This window comes from Bradyrhizobium sp. MOS002, from assembly GCF_003020115.1.
In the GTDB taxonomy this organism is placed as follows: domain Bacteria; phylum Pseudomonadota; class Alphaproteobacteria; order Rhizobiales; family Xanthobacteraceae; genus Bradyrhizobium.
The window spans coordinates 31,393-51,266 of sequence record NZ_PYFX01000017.1 but is presented as its reverse complement, the minus strand read 5'-3'; the positions used below and the strand labels follow the sequence as shown (position 1 = coordinate 51,266).

15 protein-coding genes and 1 pseudogene are annotated in these 19,874 nt (G+C 56.7%); 8 read left to right on the top strand and 8 right to left on the bottom strand.

The features are described 5' to 3' along the window. Nucleotides 1-50: 50 nt before the first annotated feature. Nucleotides 51-689 (bottom strand): HD domain-containing protein, encoded by a 639-nt coding sequence (locus C7G41_RS30600; RefSeq protein WP_106946068.1) that lies wholly within the window; start codon nt 687-689, stop codon nt 51-53. Nucleotides 690-969: 280 nt separating this feature from the next. Next, entirely contained in the window at nt 970-1,947 is a 978-nt protein-coding gene (locus C7G41_RS30595) for a LysR family transcriptional regulator (RefSeq protein WP_106946067.1), read from the bottom strand. Nucleotides 1,948-2,270: 323 nt separating this feature from the next. Here C7G41_RS30595 and C7G41_RS30590 point away from each other — a divergent pair, with 323 nt between their 5' ends. The 5 genes from C7G41_RS30590 (at nt 2,271) to C7G41_RS30570 (ending at nt 8,860) form a co-directional block, all read left to right on the top strand. Then, nucleotides 2,271-3,068, top strand: coding sequence for a nitroreductase (locus C7G41_RS30590; RefSeq protein WP_245446778.1), 798 nt, complete (start codon nt 2,271-2,273; stop codon nt 3,066-3,068). Nucleotides 3,069-3,079: 11 nt separating this feature from the next. Next, nucleotides 3,080-3,613: a DUF4863 family protein gene (locus C7G41_RS30585; protein WP_106946015.1), complete on the top strand. Its 534-nt coding sequence runs from the start codon at nt 3,080-3,082 to the stop codon at nt 3,611-3,613. 274 nt (nt 3,614-3,887) lie between these two features. Continuing rightward, complete coding sequence (locus C7G41_RS30580) at nt 3,888-5,186, top strand: MFS transporter (RefSeq protein WP_106946014.1); 1,299 nt, start codon at nt 3,888-3,890, stop codon at nt 5,184-5,186. Nucleotides 5,187-5,296: 110 nt separating this feature from the next. Continuing rightward, a complete protein-coding gene (locus tag C7G41_RS30575; RefSeq protein ID WP_106946013.1) occupies nt 5,297-8,194 on the top strand; it encodes a winged helix-turn-helix domain-containing protein in 2,898 nt (965 codons plus the stop codon). Between the two features lie 42 nt (nt 8,195-8,236). After that, nucleotides 8,237-8,860 carry a DUF1348 family protein gene (locus C7G41_RS30570; protein WP_373681170.1) on the top strand — a complete coding sequence of 208 codons (624 nt, stop codon included), beginning with the start codon at nt 8,237-8,239 and terminating at the stop codon, nt 8,858-8,860. Between the two features lie 233 nt (nt 8,861-9,093). On the opposite strand, the gene C7G41_RS30565 is transcribed toward C7G41_RS30570, so the two are convergent. The 6 genes and pseudogenes from C7G41_RS30565 to C7G41_RS30545 form a co-directional block, all read right to left on the bottom strand. Next, nucleotides 9,094-9,945: a LysR substrate-binding domain-containing protein gene (locus C7G41_RS30565; protein ID WP_245446802.1), complete on the bottom strand. Its 852-nt coding sequence runs from the start codon at nt 9,943-9,945 to the stop codon at nt 9,094-9,096. Between the two features lie 18 nt (nt 9,946-9,963). After that, nucleotides 9,964-10,155 (bottom strand): annotated as a pseudogene (locus tag C7G41_RS38860) (LysR family transcriptional regulator); the annotation flags it as partial. Nucleotides 10,156-10,215: 60 nt separating this feature from the next. Then, entirely contained in the window at nt 10,216-10,986 is a 771-nt protein-coding gene (locus C7G41_RS30560) for a sensor histidine kinase KdpD (protein ID WP_106946011.1), read from the bottom strand. A 287-nt stretch (nt 10,987-11,273) separates the two neighbouring features. Continuing rightward, the gene (locus C7G41_RS30555) at nt 11,274-14,129 is read right to left on the bottom strand and encodes a winged helix-turn-helix domain-containing protein (protein WP_106946010.1); all 2,856 of its coding nucleotides are present in this window, start codon (nt 14,127-14,129) and stop codon (nt 11,274-11,276) included. A 700-nt stretch (nt 14,130-14,829) separates the two neighbouring features. After that, complete coding sequence (locus C7G41_RS30550) at nt 14,830-15,726, bottom strand: NADP-dependent oxidoreductase (RefSeq protein WP_306768071.1); 897 nt, start codon at nt 15,724-15,726, stop codon at nt 14,830-14,832. 354 nt (nt 15,727-16,080) lie between these two features. After that, on the bottom strand, nt 16,081-16,467 hold the full coding sequence (locus C7G41_RS30545; protein WP_306768069.1) for a hypothetical protein: 387 nt from the start codon (nt 16,465-16,467) through the stop codon (nt 16,081-16,083). A 534-nt stretch (nt 16,468-17,001) separates the two neighbouring features. Between C7G41_RS30545 and C7G41_RS30540 the strand changes: the two genes are divergently transcribed. From C7G41_RS30540 to C7G41_RS30530, 3 genes are all read left to right on the top strand, one after another. Continuing rightward, nucleotides 17,002-17,454, top strand: a complete 453-nt coding sequence (locus tag C7G41_RS30540) for a cupin domain-containing protein (RefSeq protein WP_306768068.1) — start codon at nt 17,002-17,004, stop codon at nt 17,452-17,454. A 601-nt stretch (nt 17,455-18,055) separates the two neighbouring features. Then, complete coding sequence (gene trpC / locus C7G41_RS30535; protein WP_106946064.1) at nt 18,056-18,856, top strand: indole-3-glycerol phosphate synthase TrpC; 801 nt, start codon at nt 18,056-18,058, stop codon at nt 18,854-18,856. A 220-nt stretch (nt 18,857-19,076) separates the two neighbouring features. Further along, the gene (locus C7G41_RS30530) at nt 19,077-19,769 is read left to right on the top strand and encodes a response regulator (protein WP_106946063.1); all 693 of its coding nucleotides are present in this window, start codon (nt 19,077-19,079) and stop codon (nt 19,767-19,769) included. The last annotated feature ends 105 nt before the right edge of the window (nt 19,770-19,874 follow it).

Genomic DNA, 19,874 nt, shown 5'->3' with positions numbered 1-19,874 from the left:
GCATTCTTTTGAGGCGAAGCCGTCATCCGCCCAGCACGAACTTGAACCGCTTAGCTCGGCCAAGGCGTGCCATGAATCCGCTTGCACGCGTTTGGCTTGCGAAATGAAGGGTCGTGATACTCGATGTAGTCGAAGTTTATCGTTCCGAAGGTCGTCTCGGGCTTCTTCAGTGCCGAGCAGGTCTGAATTTTCACAAACTCGTTCTTGAAATCGCCGCGCGGCAGAGCGGCTATGACCTTTTCACGTTGTTCTGCGGTATACTCGTCGTATCCTATGCCGACGACGTCAACCAAGACTCCGGCATTAGTCAGAGCGATTTCCGGTCGCATGAATTGCGGGATACCCGGAGTGGTGTGTAACGCGATAGCCTCCCAGACCAGATCGGCGTTTGGCTCCGGCATGCCATGACTTCTAAGGAAATCACGGGCCGCGTTCGCGCTATCCACTTCAAAGCGATGCGTCTGAGTGTGATACGGGTCTACTAGTCCAAGATCGTGAAAGAGCGCCGCCACATAGAGCAATTCGGAGTCAAACTTCACTTTCTGGCGCATTCCTCTCATTGCGCCGAACACAAACACTCGGACCGAATGATTGAACAACATTTCGCTCTCGTGCTGCCTCACCAGTTCGGCGGCCTCGCGCGCGATCTTGCTATCGGGGATCCTGATCCCGGAAATTTCGTCGGCCATGCCGAACTCCTCTAAGTTTTTCATTGCTCATCGCGACCACTTGCCGGAAGCCATCCGTCTGATCAGGCGGGAGCTCCACCGTCGGTGCAGATAGACTGTCAATGACTACTTTGAAGGCCCGAGTCGCGTGAAGATATTGCAAGTGGATATTCGACTTGATGCACTCGGAATAGGGCCGCTGGAGCCCGCGTGCCTGCTATCTGCCTCCGTTCGCTTGAACGGCCGTCTAGACGCGCGCAGTTCGCGGTATGCCTGCCCGGATCAAAGCTCTTACGAGGTGCTATCTTGCGAATAAAGGCCGCTCGATTGATCGTCGAAGAATTTCGTGCAGCCATTGATGGGAAGGGTCTTCATCAAGACGCTTATGCCAAAGCAGCCGGACCTCCAGCGAAGTCGTCTTGTATGGTAACTCGTGGATTGCGATTGCATAAGTTCGCTCGAAGACGTTAGCCAGCGGGCGGGGCACAATCGCTGCGAGGTTGCTGTTCTCAATCAGCGCCGGTAGCGCGAGAAAATGTGGCAAAGTAATCGCCACTCGCGGCAGCGGGTCGCTCTCGCCGAACATCTTCTCAAGCGCTGCACGATCGTACATTTCGGATCGTCGGGCCAAGCCGCGCTCGGAAATGAAGCCTTCAACTGCTCCTTCTTGCTCCCCGCCAAAGGAGACGACAACGAGTGACAGCTGCTCCAGCGTGGTCTTGTCAATGCGCTCGTGCTTGTTGCTTCCGCCCACAATCAGAACGTCGTCGTATTCGAACAGCAGCGCGGTCCTAAAACGGCTCGGTGGAGAAGAGAATACGCCTATTGCGACATCTATGCGCCCGAGGTCGAGCTGCTCGGCGAGATCAATTCGCGTCACGGGCTTGATGATAAGGTCAATCGAGGGCGCCTCACGACCAAGCAGCGTCACGAGAGGGGGGCCCAGCACGTGAGTGGTGAAGTCGTTCGCGGCCAAGGTGAACAGTTTAGTCGATATGGCTGGTTTGAACGTGGGCAGCTCGATAGCCGTCTCAAGAGTGCGTAGTGCGTTGCGCACCGGAGATGCCATGGCCAGTGCGCGGGAGGTCGGCTGCATTCCGGTTGCCGTCCTCACAAATAGGTCATCGTCCAGCATCTCTCGCAGTCTTGCCAATGAATGGCTCACCGCGGATTGGCTCAGCGCGAGCTTCTGACTTGCGCGCAGCACGCTCCGCTCCTCCATGACGGCATCCAATACCTTTAGAAGGTTCAAGTCCAAAGTATTAAACGGTAGCGCCACGGCTGAGGTTCCTGGCATGGGAAAGGCGTGCGCCTTGCCCTAACGCGGATTTAGTTAATCCCAACCGCAGCGCAAACACAATCGAAGCCTTCGTCGTCCCGCTGCTCACCTTGATGAGCTACGTTCAGCTTCGTTCTGCAACAAATTCACTTCCATTCTAGTGAGGTCTGGTCATTGATGTCACAAAAGCAAGACTTCGCGGAGAGCTCATGAGGGAGTACGCTGCTGATTGGAACGGCAATCCCCAAGTTCATTCAGGTCACACCGCTGCACGTTCTCAGTGCCAGGGCCGAAGGAACGGAGCGGCGGCTGAGGGGGCGTCATTGTCTGTCCACGATGGCGAGGAAAAAGAAATCGTCGGGGCGGGCGGGGCAGGTGGGGACTCATTTGGGCAAACAGTGTCGGCTTCGGAGCGCATGGCCGCGGAAAACTCTCAACGAGCGGCAGACTCGGAGATTGATCGTATCATTCTTGATCGAGTCGCCTGCCGTGAATTCTCAAATCGAGTTGTGCCACAGCATACAATCGTTGAGATTTTGAGGGTCGCCCGGTTTGCTCCAAGCGGAGCAAATATACAACCTTGGAATATCTACGCTCTAACTGGCGGCCCACAGGAAAGGCTGTCGGCGGCGCTGCTTGATGCCCATTGTAACGAGAGGGCGAAGCACGTTTCCGAATATAAGTACTATTCGGATGTCTTGCCTCCACCTTATCGCGAGCGACGGCAGGAGTTCGGGCGGATCTTTTATGGTTCGCTTGGCATCCATTCCGGTGATGCAGAGGCGCGCGCGCGTCAAACGGCGAAGAACTATGTCTTCTTCGGTGCTCCCGTTGGCTTGATCGTGACAATCGACCGCCGCCTCGAGGCTGGCAGCTGGCTTGATCTGGGCATGTTCGTCCAGAACGTGCTGCTTGCGGCAGCGGGGCGCGGACTTCATTCATGCCCCCAAGAGACGTTTGCGAAGTATCACACGATACTTCGTCAGCATTTATCGATTCCGGACGAGCAGATGGTCGTATGCGGGATATCGATTGGTTACAGTGATGGAGGGGTAAGCTTGAGATCGATGCCTCGCGCCGATATCGGCGAGTTTGCCCACTTTATTGGATTTGAAAGCTAAGGAGACTAATCATGGGCAGCCGAGAAGATCTGATCCAGTGCAGCATCCCTTTCCTGGCGGAGGTCAAGGACATGACCCCCGGGGCCGAGATGGAGCGTTGGCTCAACGAAACCTACGGCCCCCAGAGCAAGCTCTACAGGGATCTATCAGGCCTGATAAAGCTTGGCGTCGAGGAAGGGTGGGCCGCGAGCCAAGAGGTGGAGGGGGTAAACTATCGGCGAAGTCGGATTTCCGAGCCGAGCCCAGAGACGTTTCATTTCAGCGTAACGGCAGTTTACATGAACAGCAATGATCCGCGCCGCTTCAAGGATGAGGACGGCATAGGAATGTTGCGCGGCCAGTACCATGGGCATCCTTATGGTGAACTCAATCTCGTAGTGCCTCTGAACGAGGGCGCACAGCTGAGGGGTCTGCAAGGCTGGCAAGGTGCAGGCTGGACTGCTCCTGATCCTGGGAGCAAACACTTCCCCGAAGTCAGAGGAGGCGCCGTCATCGCGCTATTTTATCTTCCCGCTGGTCGCATTTCGTATGAAGTGGCATCTTAGTCGCTGTCGTCGCATTTCGCTTCGCGATGATCCGGGATTTACGCCCCTCCGGAGATAGGCAACGCAGGATGGGGGAGGGCGTCTAGACGCGCGGTGTGCGCGATTGCTCGTCGGAAGCACTCCATTTGCAAGTGCTGCGCCGCGTACGCGATAAAATGAGCTTGCCTCTCAAGTTCGTTCCGTTACCTTCGTTTTGTAGAGAGCCAATGGGTAGTTGAGGAGCCTTTCAACCGTCTCGTTAGACATCGAGAGTCGCGAATTTCGAGCGTCAGATATGTCCACCTCAGAGCTCACCGTCACGCACGCTTGTCTCGAACACCCTGCCAAGCGGCGGCGAGCCATTATTGCCGCGACGATTGGCAATCTACTCGAATGGTACGATTTCTTCGCATATGGGGTGCTCGCCATTACGATGGCGAAGCTATTTTTCCCCGCTCAAAATGAGGTCATTTCGCTCTTGCTCGCCTTCGCCACATATGGCGGTGGCGTAGTAATGCGGCCCATTGGAGCTATCGTCCTCGGGCTGTACGCTGATCGCGTTGGTCGCAAGGCTTCGTTGTGTTTGGCCATGTACCTCATGGGGATCGGCACAGCCATCATCGTCTTTGCACCCACTTACGAGACTGCTGGAGTCCTGGCACCCTTGCTCATTCTGTTCGCGCGTCTGCTTCAAGGGTTTTCGGGCGCCGGCGAACTCGGCAGCGCGACGGCACTTTTAGTCGAGCTTGCGCCGGCCAATCGGAGAGGCATCTACGCAAGCTTCAATGCTGCAAGTCAGCAAATTGGATTTGTGCTGGCTGCATTCGTTGTCATGATGATGAATGCGACGATCTCACCCACGCAAATCGAATCAGGGTGGTGGCGCATGCCTTTCGTCTTTGGTTTGGGAATTATACCGGTCGCCGTTTACATCAGGTCGCGGGTGCAAGAGCCCGATCTGTTTTTGGCCACGCAACAAAGAGTCAGGAGCAGCCACGCTAGCGCCAATCTCAAGACGGGTCGTTCTCTGTTGCTGGCAGTAGGAATACTGAGCCTCTATGTCGTCGCAGGTAATATCGTTTTCGTTTATATGCCGACGTTCGCGGTCCGAAAGTTAGGCCTAGCCAGTTCGGGAGCGCTGCTCGCTACGATCGTGGCGACCGCCTTTATGATCGTTTGCACGCTTGTAGCGGCCGCAGCCTCCGACCGCTTCGGGCGAAAGCCGCTACTGCTCTTTGCTGGTGTGACCTACGGAGTGATGATTTATCCTGCGTATATGGTTGTAACGACCTGGCCCTCTGTCCAGACGCTGATGCTTGTTCAATCGGCGCTCGCTCTGCTAAACGCAATTTACATTGGGCCCATGATGTCAGCTCTTGCCGAGATATTTGCTACGACTGTGCGCGCAACTGCCGTTGCTTTGGCCTATGGTCTGACAGTCATGGTTGGCGCGCTCTCACCAGCGCTAGCCACGTGGCTAATAGAAGTAAGCGGCGACATCCGTTCCCCGGCCTTTGTTGTGATAACTGCAAGTCTCGTTAGCAGCCTTGCTCTCCTGCATTTCAATGATCGCTATCGACACGCGCTGCTTTGAGTGTGCGGCTGGAACTTGCAAGTTTCTCCTGGCCTCTCGGCGTGCGAGAGCAGACTAATTTGGAAATACCTTAGCTCGTCGGATGTGCTAATAGGCGCATAGATAGTCCCATGCTGCTTTGCAGCATGAAATGCCGCATCACGTCCGATTTCGAGGCGCACTTGCCGAGCAGATTGAATGACGGTGAAGTTTTCCTGTTCGGTCCATTTCGCTTGCTGGCATCCGAACGATTGCTGCTGAAAAACGGCGATCCGATTGCCCTGGGCAGCCGGGCCCTCGATATCCTGATTGCTTTGGTTGAACAGGCCGGCGAGGTCGTCAGCCATCGTGACTTGTTCGCGCGGGTTTGGTCAGACGTCACGGTCGACGATGCTAGCCTTCGCGTGCAAATCGCTGGGCTTCGCAAGGCGCTCGGTGACGGGCGAGACGGTGCACGTTACATCACGAATATCCCCGCGAGGGGCTATTGTTTTGTCGCTTCGGTCGAGCGCTCTCGGCAGATCCAGCCTCTCCTGACTGCAGGAGAGGATCATTTACAATCCGACACGCTTCCCGACCGACTGGCCCGGATGGTTGGCCGCGACGAAACAATCGAGTCCTTGTGTTCGGAGATCAGATCGTCTCGGTTCGTCAGCATCGTGGGGCCTGGAGGCGTCGGGAAGACAACGGTCGCCATCGCTGTGGCACATGCGCTGACCCACGAATTTCAAGGTGGTGTCTGCTTTGTTGATCTGAGTGCCTTGAGAGACGCCGGACTTCTCATTACAGCCGTCGCTTCCGCAGTCGGTTGCCTGGCGCAGACCCAGGACTCGAAGCAGCGGCTTCTGAGCTACCTATCTGACAAGCGAATCCTCTTGATACTCGATAGCTGTGAGCATGTCCTCGACTCTGCCGCTCTGGTTGCCGAGGACATCTGCCGGGAAGCACCGTCGGTTCATCTCATGGCAACGAGCCGCGAGGCTCTGCGTGCAGAGGGTGAGAACGTCTATCCACTAAATTCGCTTGAGCATCCCACCAGTAGCCCAGCGTTGACGGCGGCAACGGCTTTGACGTTTCCGGCTGTACAACTCTTCATGGAACGTGCCTCGGCTGGAGCAGCGCGGCACGCACTCACAGACGGGGAAGCCAACCTCGTGGCTGATATCTGCCGACAACTCGATGGGCTGCCCCTTGCCCTTGAGTTGGTGGCCAGCCGAGTAAGCACGTACGGAATCAACGGTCTAGCTAAGCTGATCGGCGACCATTTGATGCTCGTTTGGCGCGCGCGGCGCGGGGTCCCGCGGCACCAAACGCTGCAGGCGATGCTCGACTGGAGCTACGAGCTCCTTTCCGAAAGCGAAAGGTCGACATTGGCCGCTCTGTCCGTGTTTATTGGTGGTTTCACCTTGGAAATGGCGCAAGCCATTGTGCCTAGGCTTGACCGCGACGGACTGCAGATTGCAAACGATATCGTTAGCCTGATCGACAAGTCGCTCATTGTGGTCTCACCGGGCGACGGTGCTACCTTTTATCGCCTACTTGATACGACCCGATCCTATGCTGCTCTCAAGGCCAAAGAACACGACGAGGGCGATGTCGTTGCAAGGAGGCATGCGCTTTACTTTGCAGAACGCCTGGAGCGTTTTCGGCCGCCAGCAGCAGGGGGCCGAGACCTAGCTGCATACACTCGTCATATCGGCGACATTCGAGCCGCACTGGAATGGAGCTTCTCGGTATCGGGTGACAGCTCGGTCGGTGTGGCGCTTAGCGCAGGTGCGATGCCCCTATTTTTATCGATGTCCATGCTCGGCGAGTGTAGGCGCTGGTCTCTGCAGGCTATCCAAGCGATGGCGGATGAGGATCGCGGTACGAAGCTCGAACTGAAATTGCAACTGTCATTGGCGATCTCCTCAAACCACGCTCACAGTGACAGCAGCGAGGTTGGCACGGTGCTCGAAAGAGCGCTCGGTCTCGCCGACGCGCTTGGACACCCCGAGTATCAATTGGAGCTGTTGGCCGGCCTTAATCTTCATCTCGCGCGGATGGCGGAGTTCGGTGGGTCTCTGGCGGCAGCGGAGCGCTACGCGGCAATCGCAGCGCAAGTTGACGGAGCACGTGCAACTGTGACGGCTGAATGGATGCTCGGAGCTAGCCACCATCTGGTCGGAAATCAGCTGGCGGCGCAGAGAAGCTACGAGAAGGGCTTTATGGCCGCGGCCGCCTCTGGGATAGCCGAGGTGCACTCATTCGGATTTGATCATCGGGTAAGAGCCCTGATCGGTTATGCGCGGACGATGTGGCTCAGAGGATTTCCGGACCAGGCAGCGCGACTGGCCTACCAAGGCCTTGAAGTTGCCGAAAGACATGAGCACCCGGTTTCGCTCTGTATTTGTCTTCAGCACGCCACGCCGGTGTTCTTGTGGCGTGGAGACCTACAAATCGCAGAAGGCCTGATAGATCGCCTCGTCACCTGTGCTTCCAAGTACTCGCTTCCAAATTATGAGGCTGGCGGGGCGGGCTTGAAGGGCGAGCTTTTGCTGGCCAGAGGGCAAACCCAGCTCGGCATCCGCATGCTTCGGGAGGCTTTGTCAGTCCTGCGGTCCGAGCGACGCTTCATGCTTTCTTCTTCCGTTTATAGGGCGTTGGCGGAAGGTTTGGCCGCTTCTGGGCAGTTGTTAGAAGCCTCCAACATGATCGACGGGCTACTGGCCGACGCCAGGAGCGGCTCGGGATCCTTCGAAGTACCCGAGTTGCTGCGGACGCGCGCACGAGTGTTGTTGCTCGGATCAGCCGACAATTGGTCGGCGGCAGAGGCATGCCTGAACGAGTCGCTCCAGTATGCGCGGCAGCAAGCGGCGCCCGGCTGGGAATTGCGCTCGGCTTTGGTGTTGGGCGCCTTGTGGCTAGATCGCGGGCTCGTCGCAAAAGCGCGAAGCTTGCTTGCTGAGTCCTATGAGCGATTCACAGAGGGTTTCGAAACTGCTGACTTGGTTCAGGCCGCACACAAACTTCGGACTTGGAACACCTGAAAAAAACATAGATGAGCTTGATGGCAGCTGAAACCTGTCTGCATGCAGCCGATCGCGACTTTGCAGGAGAAATACACTGACGGTATTGATATTATGCAGTCGGGCCGCTCGGATTTACACCATTTAACAGGAAAGAACTCGCATTGCAGTTGCTTCGGCGTCAACTTGCGTCCGATCGAGTCCACTGGACAAATCGGCATGTCACCACGTTTGCAAACCCCTCCTTTCAACCGGGCTGCCGCAGCCGCGAAGGTACGGATCACTGAGAACAATTGGAATAGTCGTGAGCCGTTAACTGTGGCACTTGGCTACACGATCGACAGCTTCTGGCGCAGCGGCGCCGAATTCCTCTCAGGACGTTCGGCCATCGAGACGTTTCTTACAAGGAAATGGACGAGGGAACTGGAGTACCGCCTAATCGCCGAACTCTGGGCATTTACGGAGAGTAGGATCGCGCTGCGCTTCGCAAATGAGTATCATGACATCGATGGGAAGTGGTACAGATCGTACGGGAGTGAACATTGGGAGGTTGATTCCGATGGGCTAATCCAGCGACGCATCGAAAGCTTCAACGATCATTCAATTCAGGAGGCAGATCGAGTACTTCGGTGGCCGCTTGGGCCACGGCCAGATGACCATCCTGAACTGAGCGACTTCGACCTCTGACGGAGGCGACAATCGTCGCCAGCAAGTGGCCATAAACTATAAATAGCCGCTCGCCTAACGCCTCAAAGGCCAGGTCACGATCACAGGCGACGCGCTTCTTCAACGCAACCGCTTTGGGCCTAGCACCATAAGTCGACGTCCCCGGAAGTCGAGCTTCGCGCCCCGTCGAGGTTGATGCGCCAGCTACTCAAGGTGGTGTGCTGCGCCCCGTTCCTTGCTCGAAAAATCCCAATTTACGGCGATAGCCGACAATCAATGGCGGCTCTTTTGTTTAACCTCAGGTCGGACAACGGCGGCACCCGTCCTGGACAACGTTCTGCTGCTCGGTCTGACAGGTGTTCAGTTGCACGTGAAAGGAGGCTGAGCAGCCACTGCTGAGCCGCATCATTTGTCAGTCGTTCGTGCCATAAAACGCTGACGTCCACCGAGCTCGTGTTGTAGGGCAGCTCGTGAACTGTCAGTGGCTGTGTACGAGCCATCGAAGAGGCCAGCGGCCGGGGCACGATAGCGGCCAACTCTGACTGCTCGAGCAGGCTCGGAAGCGCAAGGAAATGTGGAAGTGACACCACTATCCGGGCACTCTGTCCGGAGGCCGAGAGCGCGTTTTCCAGAGCAGGCCGGTCATACATCTCTGATCGCCGAGATAAGCCGCGTTCGGACACAAAGCCTTCAACAAAGGCGTTGTGCTCTCCGTGCAAAGAAACCGCAGCGATCGGCAGTTTCGAAAGCGCCGCAAGCGATAACTTTCCAAGATGCCGCGAGGACTTGGCGATCAACACATCGTCGCACGCAAACAGCGCCTGTGACCGGAATCTGGTTGCTTTGTGCGAAAATGTGCCGATCGCCGCATCGATGTGTCCGAGATCGATCTGTTCGGCCAGATCGGTCGTGCTGTCCGGCCGAATGACGAGGTCGATCAGTGGTGCCTCTTGTCTGAGGAGACTTAGCAGCCGAGGCACCATGACGATGGTCACGAAATCGCTTACGGCAATCGTGAACCGTCGAGTTGCCTTATCTGGTTCGAATTTCGGTGCGCCGACTGCCGTTTCAAGGGATTGCCACGCCTGACGGACGAGCGGAGCCATCGTGAGCGCTCGTGCGGTCGGCTGCATCCCGTTCGGAGTACGGATGAAGAGCTCGTCTCCAAGCACTTCTCTCAACCGCGCAAGAGCATGACTAACGGCCGACTGGCTCAGACATATTCTCTGACTGGCCCGGAGTACACTGCGCTCCTCCATCACTGCGTCGAAGACGCGTAGAAGGTTTAAATCAAGCCTGTTGAGTGTCGTTGTCATGGTGGACCGGAACGGTTATGGGCACATATGAGGGGCAATTCAGTCGGGACGACGAAGGCCTCACTTTGGCAACTCGAACCTCGCCGCCAGGATCGAAAAGAGGGATCCCAGTGACGGGCGGGATGCGGCGTAGATTCGGTGTCCTAGCAAGCCGAGGGCCTGCCGGACAATGAAGAGCCCAATGCCCAAGCCGTCGTACCGCATTGGATCGACCCGGGTAAACGCTTCGAATATTCTCGGCATCTGCTCGCTGGCAATACCGATGCCGGTGTCATGCACCTCGATCCGAAGGTCGGAGCCGCAGCGCCGGCAACCGAGCAGAATGCGTCCACCAGGCTGAGTGTACTTTATGGCGTTGCTCAGTAAGTTGCGCAAAGCTGCTGCCAATAGCAGGCTATCACTCAGCACCATCGCCTCTGACGGAACCAGACGAACGGTGACGCCTTTGCTCAGTGCGGTTTCTTCGTTATCCCGGAGAGCCTGCCTCAGGACCTCGCCGACACAGACCGGTACCAGTTTGAAAGACTTCGTATGCTCTTGGATTCGAAGCGCGCTGGTAAGCAGCGCCAACTGTTCCCTGAGCCGATCGATCGCGTTCTGCCCCGATTGCAGAAGCCGTAACTCCGAGCTTGTCCGAACCCCGACACCAAGCAGTTCGTGTACACTCTGAATCACCTGTAATGGTTGACGCAGATCGTGCCCCGCTATGGCGAGCAACACCGCCTCGAACTCCGTGGCCTTGTGTGCTTGCGCACCGCTATGTCCATCAAGGCCAAAAGCCAGCCGGCCGGTCGCCTCCTGCTGCAACGCAACATTAGTCGGTCCTTGCATAGTGTTCCCCTTTCAGCTCGAGGGCTTTGAAAGAACATCCCTGCCATGAACCATGCTATCCCGTTTACTCCCGCGTTCGAGTTAAACGTGCTAAGATTTTGTAAAGGAGTGAAAACAGACCAGCTGATTTGCGAAAAAGCACGATTATACAGCCGGTAGCGGCGAGCGGCTTTGATCCATTCAGCGAGCGTATCGGGGTCATCTGTATCTGTATCTTCGATGAGTTTGGCTATTCTATCTGCGCCCGCTATGTTGCCGCTCCGATGGAGCAAAGGGACGCCGAACATTCAGCCCGGTCGATTCAGAATGACGCGTGCCGCCCGAAGATCAGGCGCTTCGAAGCCTTCCGCAAACTGCTCGTAAATCGACCCAAGAATCGCCCTCGCGCCATAGTCAATGGATTGTTCGCTTTCCAACCGTGCAAACGTGACGGCGGAGCGCAGTTGATAGGCTAATGCGGCTTGCTGTTTACCAACTTCCAAGGACCGCCGGATCGCCTTGATGGCAGAGTGAGGATCGGTGGGCATAGTTGCAGCCAATATTTCAGCCTTTACACGCAGCAACTCAGAAAGTTCTAGCGCGGCTCCAGAACCGTTTGCCAAATCTATAGCTCGGTCAATGGTCACGAGCGCTTCGTCGAAGCGTAGCAACCGCCTGAGGCCCTCTGCGAGAGCGCCAGAGAAGACTGTATGTAGAATATTGTGCTGTTCAGACTGGAGTGAAGACAGGGCATGACAGAGCAGCTCAATACCCCTGGCCAGTTGTCCACTGTGAAGCGCAAGCTCCCCTTCGAACGCCAGTCCAACCGAGCGAAATGGGTCCAGGCCATACTGTGTCGCGCACTCCGTCAGCCGCTCAGAAAGTTCAGCCGCGCGCTGAACGAGACCGGCCCTGAGGAAGACCTGAACAGTGTAGAGTGAGATGCAAAGAGAAACCGGTTGATTCCGGACCTCCGCTTCCCGAATTGCCTGCTCCGCGATGCTGATGGCGCGGTGCGCGTATCCGCGCAGCCATAGCGTCCCGGCCAGTCCGACGAGCGCGCGAACTCGATGATCATAGCCAAAGAAGGCTGGATCGTGGACCGACAGGTCAATGGAGTGCGTGAAGCCGTTCTGGCAGTGGCGCTCCGCAGCATCTTGATTTCCGACGCAATGATAGGCAACGCCAAGCATCCACTCGGCCATCACCATGCCGCTTGGTATCCTGCTGACTTTTGCCACCTCGCTTGCCTGGCTCGCGACTGCAAGAGCACCGTGGAAATCCCCAGTCCTGTATAGAAAGGTATTGAGTCCGGCTAGGAAGTGGAGCTGCTGAGTGCTGTCGTTTAGGTCCGCAGCGATGGCTAACCCTCTTTGAAGGCTCGCTTGCACTTCACTGCTGTTGCCTCTTGTGAACATGGATGTATACGACAGGGCTTCCTGAAGAACCATTTCGATCCGTTGGCCTTTTTCGAGTTCCGGCAACAACGCGAGAGCTCTTCGGCACGAGCGCCGGCATTCATCGAGCAATGAGAGCCGGATCAGTAGCGGCGCAGCTAGGGCCGCTAGCCGTACGCCGATCTCTGGATCTCCCCGCTCCGATAACGCCCAAACGAGCGCTGCGCGAATGTTGCCGACGTGAACATCTTGCGCCGGAAAGCTGCATGGGTCGAAGACGGATCGAGGTTCAGTTTGTTGTTGCAAAAGATCTTTGAAGATAACCGCATGCCTTCGGCGGACGTCGTTCGAGTCTCCGCGCTCGTAGAGCTTTATCGCAGCATAGGCACGCGTGATTTCCAAAAACCGGTAACGTGTTTGGCCGTCACGTGCGCTGGCGGATATGAGGGATTTTGCAGCGAGTCCTGCCAAGGCATCATTGATGGTATGTCGGCTTTCGTACGCCTCCATACTGAGCGCCGCAGCTAACTCGTCCGTAAAATCACCAACAAATACGGAGGCGCTGCAGAAGATCGCTCTCTCCGGTTCGGTAAGAAGACGATAACTCCAGTCGAGCATCGTAGCGATTGTCTGGTGCCGAGCGATCGCGGTCCGGCGGCCTTTCCACACAAATGCAAAGCTGCTGTCCAAATGATCTGCCGTGCCACGAAGGCCAAGCGAGCCGACACGACTAGCCGCGAGTTCTAGTGCCAACGGAATGCCGTCCAGCCGGCGGCAGATCCTTGCAACGTCGGGAGCATTTGCATCAGTCAACGGCGTTCTTAATCCTGCGGCTGCCCGCTCTAAAAATAGCTGCGCTGCAGGGTAGCTCCGAACTTCGATAGCGGTCAGGTTGGACCGGTTGGGCGGGCAATCTAGCGAATTCAACACGTGGACATGCTCGCCAGCCGCTTGCAATGCTTCTCGGCTGGTTGCGATGATGTGTGCTCTCGCGACATCTCGGTGAATCCGCTCGGCGATTTCCGCGGCAGAGTCCTTTGCCGATTCACAATTGTCGAGTACCAGCAGAAGAGATTTCTCGCGGAGGAAAGTGATGAGGGCGGAACTCGGATCGTGCGATTGCAACGAGCATCCGAGGGTTGATCCAAGGATGCTTGGAAGGGAAGTGGGGTCAGCGAGAGAACTCAGGTCTACAAAGCCAATAGGGCCGTGAATGTGCCTGGCGAACGAATGGGCGGCCGCAATCGCCACAGTGGTTTTCCCGACGCCTCCGGGGCCTACAACGGTCACGAACCGGCGGCCCATCAGTTCGGTGCAAAGTTGGTCCACCGTTTCGTCCCGCCCAACCATTCGGATCTGCCGGGTAGGAAGTTGGCCAATGCTGCTCGCGATGGATTGCCCGCCGAAGCGCAAGCGCGGATCATCCGCCGAACGCTGTACGGGTGCGACAAAGCAGTAGCCACGGCCGGAAACGTTTGCGATGTAACGCAGACCATCGCCACCAGGATCGAATACTCTGCGAAGAGCAGCAACGTGGACCCGTAGATTTGCCGGGTCGACGGTGGCATTAGGCCAGGCTCTGGAGAGCAGTTCCTTTTGACTGACCACCTCTCCGGCGCGCTCGAGTAGCACCACTAACAAATCCATCGCTCGACCGCCAATGGAGAGCGTCTCTTCACCTTTTCTCAGCACCCTATTTTTTATGTCCAGTTGGTAGGGCCCAAATACGAAGATGTCCTTAGATGTCTGGGTAGCCGGTTCGGTCATCGTTCAAATTTACTGGTTCGAACCTGCAAACAAAGGGGGGGGGGTGCTATTTGCACTTAAAGATGCCGGAGGATATGGCTATCCTCTTACAGCTTCAATCGACAGTTGGCGCCGCCCGCGCTTGAAACTCGCGGACAGTGTCTCGCGCCAATAGGAATGAATCATCATTCAACCGCAGCGTCTCGCGCAGACGCTGTTCCTGTCGCCAGTGTAGTCGTCGCGTCGGATAGCTCTAGGTGAGCATATAGGCAGCCTATTAGGTCTGTCGATGGCAATGGATTACCAGCGGCACGCTCCGGCGCGTTTGGAGAAATGGCGCGAACAAAGGATTTCCGCCCATCAAACTGCTTCTCTCGGTGCGTGCGTGGCCTGCGCGTAAGCTCTAGCAAATCTACCCGACGATCACGACCACCACGATCTACGAAGCGCCTCATTGAAGAAAGCTCCATGACTATAGCTTAGTATAGGACGGGCCGCGTGCATCGTATAAGTGTCTCGTACAGGTGGAAGACCACCACGCCCCGAGACGCTTTTCGGACATTTTTGGCCAATCGTACAAGCACGAGCAAGGACGAACCCTGGGGAGCGGTGGCCGATGCCCTGAGACTCGATTTTGTCCGGGGCCGGCGCAAGGGTACTTACGGCTTTCTCGCCCTCCGGCCCCGCGTGTTGTTGAGTGGCTGCGAAGAGAGCCGCCGCCCTATTCGCGCGAATCCACCCGAAGCACAATTTTACCTCTTGGGTGCGGAATTTGGCCGTCAAGCATCATGTGCGCCTTTCGTGCATCTGACAGCGGAAGCACCGTCCCCACTTCCGGCTTCAACTCACCGCGGTCGATGAACTCGGAAAGTCGGTTCAGTCTTTCCGTCGTTACAGCCACGAGAAAGAATTCCGCGGCCACCTTGCGGTCCGAAGCCAATCGTTGGTTTGGCTGAGATACAGTGGAGATCAGTTTTCCGCCTTCGCGGATGACGTCGAACGAACGTACTTGCGTTTCCCCACCGACGAGGTCAATGACTGCATCGATTTCCTGGACTTCTTCTTCGAAGCGCTGCCCTCGATAGTCAATGACCTGAGCCGCACCAAGACCGCGCAGGTATTCAGTATCTCCGCTTGCCGCCGTTGCGATGACACGAATTTCCGCTCGGTGAGCTAACTGCACCGCGTAGCTGCCGACGCTTCCTGCTGCGCCGTGAATGAGCACCGTCTGGCCAGATTCCAATCGAGCATAATCGAAAAGCGCCTGCCAAGCAGTCACCGCAACGACAGGAACCGAGGCCGCCTGAACAGACGAAAGCGACGACGGCCGTTTAGCTAACATCGAAGCGGATGCGACCGCGTACTCGGCATAAGCACCGAGAAACTGCGTATTGGTTACGCCAAAGACCTCGTCACCCATGGCGAGGTTCATGGGCCCTGAGCCCAGCTCAAGCACTTCTCCAGCCAAGTCAGAACCTAATGTCAGCGGGAGAGGTTGGGGCAAAGCACTTCGACCGGATCGTATCCAGGAGTCCCAAGGCCCTACGCCTGCTGCATGCACCTTCAAGAGCACATCGCCGGAGCCAGGGCTAGGTCGGGGAACGGTTTCGAAAGCCATATTCTCCGGGGAGCCGAAGGCGTGCACGCGCCAAGCTTTCATCTCCATCGGCGATATGCGACGGGCGGCGGTGTTATCTACCATTTCTGGCTCCAATCCTTGCAAGTTGGTCATTTTCCAATCGGATGCGGCGCACCGGCTGATCGCAGTAATGGGCATCTAGTAGAGCGTGACCCATAGAGCGGGCGGTCGGTAAGAGGAAGCATGTCCTACCAGTCGGCAGAAATCGCATGAAGTGAAACGGCTGCAACTGTAAAGTTCATTTCGTTCACGCAGGCCTGTCCCCGCGGGCCGTATCTCGGTCAGGGCAACAATGCCTGGGCCCTTGCTTGGTAACATTCAATCCAAGGCCGGTCAGTCCAAGCGGTGCTGCCCGTCTAAACCGATCCCGCCCCGTGAGCTGAAATGCCGGGCCGGATCAAAGTCGCTCGCAGACGACGGATCCAGAAGGTCCGTCGCAGCGATACGATTAAGATCATTCAGTTTGCCCTCTGCAGGCGCGGTCAAGTTGAGGCTCGCCACAAGCCGCAATAAATTGCCATAGGCGCGGTCGGCAACCGATATTGGAACCGGTTCTTCATCGAAGGCCTCGATGTAGCGAGCTGCCAGCAGGCTTAGCAGCGTATACAAGGCTTTGTGGTTCGGCTCATCAAAAGCGAGTGTTGTGAGCCTCTGGCGGAAGAGCTGAAATGTCTGCAGTCCGTGGTGCTGCCGCGAAAGCCAATCATACAGGTCATTCATCCGACGCTTCTCCGGCTTATGTGGAAGAAGCTGCCAGTGTCTAAAGCTCGCCTGTGTCAAAGTTAAATGACCATTGCGCAGGCACTCCATGAACAGAGATCAGGTTCCCGAAGTCAGAAAATTCGGTCTTGTGCGCGACGCAGTACAGGTCTCAGCAGCGAATCCATCCTGCGTCTGGCTCATTCCCCTGTTGAGACACTTTCACTTCCATAGGCGCACATACCGGCTAATGAGAAACCGGAGATTGTCTTTTGGTCAGATCGCGGAAGGACGCAAGCCAAAGACGACTAGGTGAATGTGGGTTCCAGACGGGTGAGCGTTCGTTCGTGTTGCGCGACGCTGAAAGCCGAAACAATCGATAGCGCCGATGGCGCATGTTCATAGGAGCACGGAATGCTATCATCTCGATCGATTGCAGTGCGCTTTGCCAAAGCAGTTGCCATTGCCGTATGTGTCTCGGCTCCAACTAGGGCGTCTACGACAGATCAGGCAGAGGTACCCGTTACCTCTTGCCAGTCGCAGAGGGCGGCCGAAGTGACCTCCCCGATCGCCAAGATCGCAGCCTTGCAGTCATCCCAAATGACACCTTCTGGGCCGACGCTCAACGCAACGGTCAGAGCGGCGATGTCCGATAGTGCGTCTGAGAGCGTAAAGCCGATCTTCCGTCGCCCGATCCCTAACTTGCCTGACAGAGAATTGATCGCAGTGCTCGTGAATTACCCGCCTGCTGCAAGGTCTCGGCCTCATCACCATGCCAGCTCCGCCTTCATTTACGCTTATGTACTCTCGGGCGAAATCCGAAGCGCTGTTGGTGCCGAGCCTGCTCGAATTTATCGGGCTGGCGAGAGCTTCTATGAAGAGCCAGGAGCGCACCATTTGGTGAGCGAAAACGCTAGCGATTCCACGCCCGCCAGCCTTTTGGCCGTGTTTGTCGTCAAGGCCGGCGACCAACCTCTCACCGCGCCTGACGCTGAAAGTGGCAAGTAGGGACACTCGAGCGGCGGACGTATCAATCCTCCGCATCATCGGCGTACGGGACATTTATTCGTGGCAAAAATGCGGAATGAGGTTTCAATTGAAATCAGAAGCCGGAGCAGAGTAGCGAGCTCGTAGCGATACAGCCTTATCATCAAATCCTAGGTACGGCGCGGACGGGCCGCGTAGACAAGTAGGATTCGGTGCTGTGAAAATGCACGCCAAGCTGGCGCAGGACAATGTGAGAGATGACGCCGGGTGCTCCAACGGTTCATTACCGGTGAACTTGATGATGGATTTAAGAGCGTACTGGACAAGAGAAGTCCTAGTAAGAAATGCGACGCGATCGTTGGCTCGCCTGGATGACTGCACACTACGCAATCTCGGGGTTTCGCATCGCGAGATGATCGAATTCACTGTGCGATATTGTCTCGAATGCTAGCCGATGTGTCGTCTGTCAAATGCCTGGGTGGCCCGACCATCCTCCGCCGGCGGGGCGGAGAAAAGCGGGGCGCTCCATTTCTGAGACAGGCGCCGCGTCTCACAGAAGTACCTTGATGGTCAGCTCACCCAACCTCTGTGCATCCACTCGTACCTAAGGTCGACAGACATGATTCCCGATATCTTGAGGAGAATCGAGGCTTACAAGCGCGAAGAGATTATGCAAGCTAAGCGCGCCCATCCATTGGCAGAAATGCTGGCGCGTGCAACATCTGCAGTAGCTGCCAGAGGCTTTGTCTCGGCTATTCGTACAAAGCATGCATCGCGGGAACATGCCTTGATTGCGGAGATCAAGAAGGCGTCTCCGTCCAAAGGTCTAATCCGAGAGGATTTTGATCCGTTCGCTTTAGCTAAAGCATACGAAGCTGGTGGTGCCGCTTGCGTGTCCGTGTTGACGGACAGACCGTCTTTTCAGGGCGAGCTGGAATTTATGGCGATGGCTCGCGCGGCGACCTCGTTGCCGGTGCTTCGCAAGGACTTCATGTTTGATGTCTACCAAGTGGTGGAGGCGCGCGCCTATGGTGCGGACTGCGTTTTGCTGATAATGGCCGCTCTTGACGATAGCGCCGCAAGGGAGCTCGAAGCGGCGGCATTCGAGCTGGGCATGGATGTGCTAATCGAAATACATGATCGCGCCGAGCTTGACAGAGCCTTGCGCCTAAGCTCGCCGATGATCGGGATCAATCACCGAAACCTTCGCACGTTCGAAACCTCGCTCGGGATCAGCGAGGCGTTGGCCCCGCATGTGCCTAAAGATCGGCTGATCGTTGGCGAAAGCGGGATTTTCACCCCAGACGATATCGCCCGTCTTGCGCGGATAGGCATATCAACTTTCCTGGTCGGAGAAAGTCTGATGCGCCAGACGGATGTAACCGAAGCAACGCGAGCTTTGCTGAGTCCGTCGGGCCATTGATCCGTCACTGCAAGGAGGGTGCTCGGCTGGCGAGATCGTTGCAGGTGACTCTTGAGCGGGCCGGGCCTTTCAGCTGCTCTCAGCGTAGCAGATGTCCAGACGGGCCCGGTGGCAGGAGCAACGTTCGGGCCGACCAAGGTACGACCGACTGACAGGGACGAGCTCTTCGTGAAATCCATTGCAAAAACTTGACGGCGCCAGCGGCCAGACGCTGACATGTATGGTCGTCGAAGACGACGTGACGATGCGGCAACTGGTCACGAACTATCTGGAAGAGAATGGCATCCGCACAATCTCGGCGTCACGGCGAGAGGAAGTGCTCGGAATTCTCGCGCGGCACGGGCCGGATCTAGTCGTTCTCGATCTTCGCCTTGGACACGAGGATGGTCTAGACTTGTTGCGGGAGATCCGAGCGCAATCCGATGTTCCGGTCATTATCGTGACGGGTCATAGGCGGGACGAGATCGACCGAGTGGTGGGGCTAGAACTGGGAGCCGACGACTATCTAATAAAGCCGTTTGGTCTGCGAGAACTGCTTGCGCGAATTAGAGCGGTTCTCAGGCGCCGAGACGCGGCCCCGGCTCAACGGGATGAGAAGGGCCTTTGGCGCTTTGGCACTTGGCAGCTTGATAGGCGAACTCGTCGTCTGACCAGTTCATGCGGTGAACATACTCCACTCTCGAAGAGCGAGTACGCCCTGCTAACCGCGTTCCTTGATGCACCGCAAAGGCCGCTCTCTCGCGAATATCTTCTGCAGGCAACCCGCGTCCACGAGGATATCTACGACCGGAGTATCGACGTGCAGGTCCTTCGACTGCGCCGCAAGCTCGAAGCCGATCCTAGTGCGCCTGCCATAATCCGCACGGAGCGGGGGGTCGGGTATGTCTTCGCGTTGGCCGTGGAGCGGCGCTAGCCCATGTGGAGGTGAAGAGGCAAATCAGGACTGACATCTGCAGGGGAACCTGTTGCCGATGTAGTCATCTTGTGCCGCGGGGTAATCGTTCGAAAACAGAGAGCT

Bases quoted from the DNA above. Each gene is read 5' to 3' on its own strand.
- C7G41_RS30580 (WP_106946014.1), top strand. From the start codon at position 3,888: ATGTCCACCTCAGAGCTCACCGTCACGCACGCTTGTCTCGAACACCCT.
- C7G41_RS30565 (WP_245446802.1), bottom strand. From the start codon at position 9,945: ATGGCTCCGCTCGTCCGTCAGGCGTGGCAATCCCTTGAAACGGCAGTC.
- C7G41_RS30550 (WP_306768071.1), bottom strand. From the start codon at position 15,726: ATGGCTTTCGAAACCGTTCCCCGACCTAGCCCTGGCTCCGGCGATGTG.
- C7G41_RS30570 (WP_373681170.1), top strand. From the start codon at position 8,237: ATGCAGCCGATCGCGACTTTGCAGGAGAAATACACTGACGGTATTGAT.
- C7G41_RS30530 (WP_106946063.1), top strand. From the start codon at position 19,077: ATGGTCGTCGAAGACGACGTGACGATGCGGCAACTGGTCACGAACTAT.
- C7G41_RS30585 (WP_106946015.1), top strand. From the start codon at position 3,080: ATGGGCAGCCGAGAAGATCTGATCCAGTGCAGCATCCCTTTCCTGGCG.
- C7G41_RS30575 (WP_106946013.1), top strand. From the start codon at position 5,297: ATGCTGCTTTGCAGCATGAAATGCCGCATCACGTCCGATTTCGAGGCG.
- C7G41_RS30600 (WP_106946068.1), bottom strand. From the start codon at position 689: ATGGCCGACGAAATTTCCGGGATCAGGATCCCCGATAGCAAGATCGCG.
- C7G41_RS30545 (WP_306768069.1), bottom strand. From the start codon at position 16,467: ATGAATGACCTGTATGATTGGCTTTCGCGGCAGCACCACGGACTGCAG.
- C7G41_RS30560 (WP_106946011.1), bottom strand. From the start codon at position 10,986: ATGCAAGGACCGACTAATGTTGCGTTGCAGCAGGAGGCGACCGGCCGG.
- C7G41_RS30555 (WP_106946010.1), bottom strand. From the start codon at position 14,129: ATGACCGAACCGGCTACCCAGACATCTAAGGACATCTTCGTATTTGGG.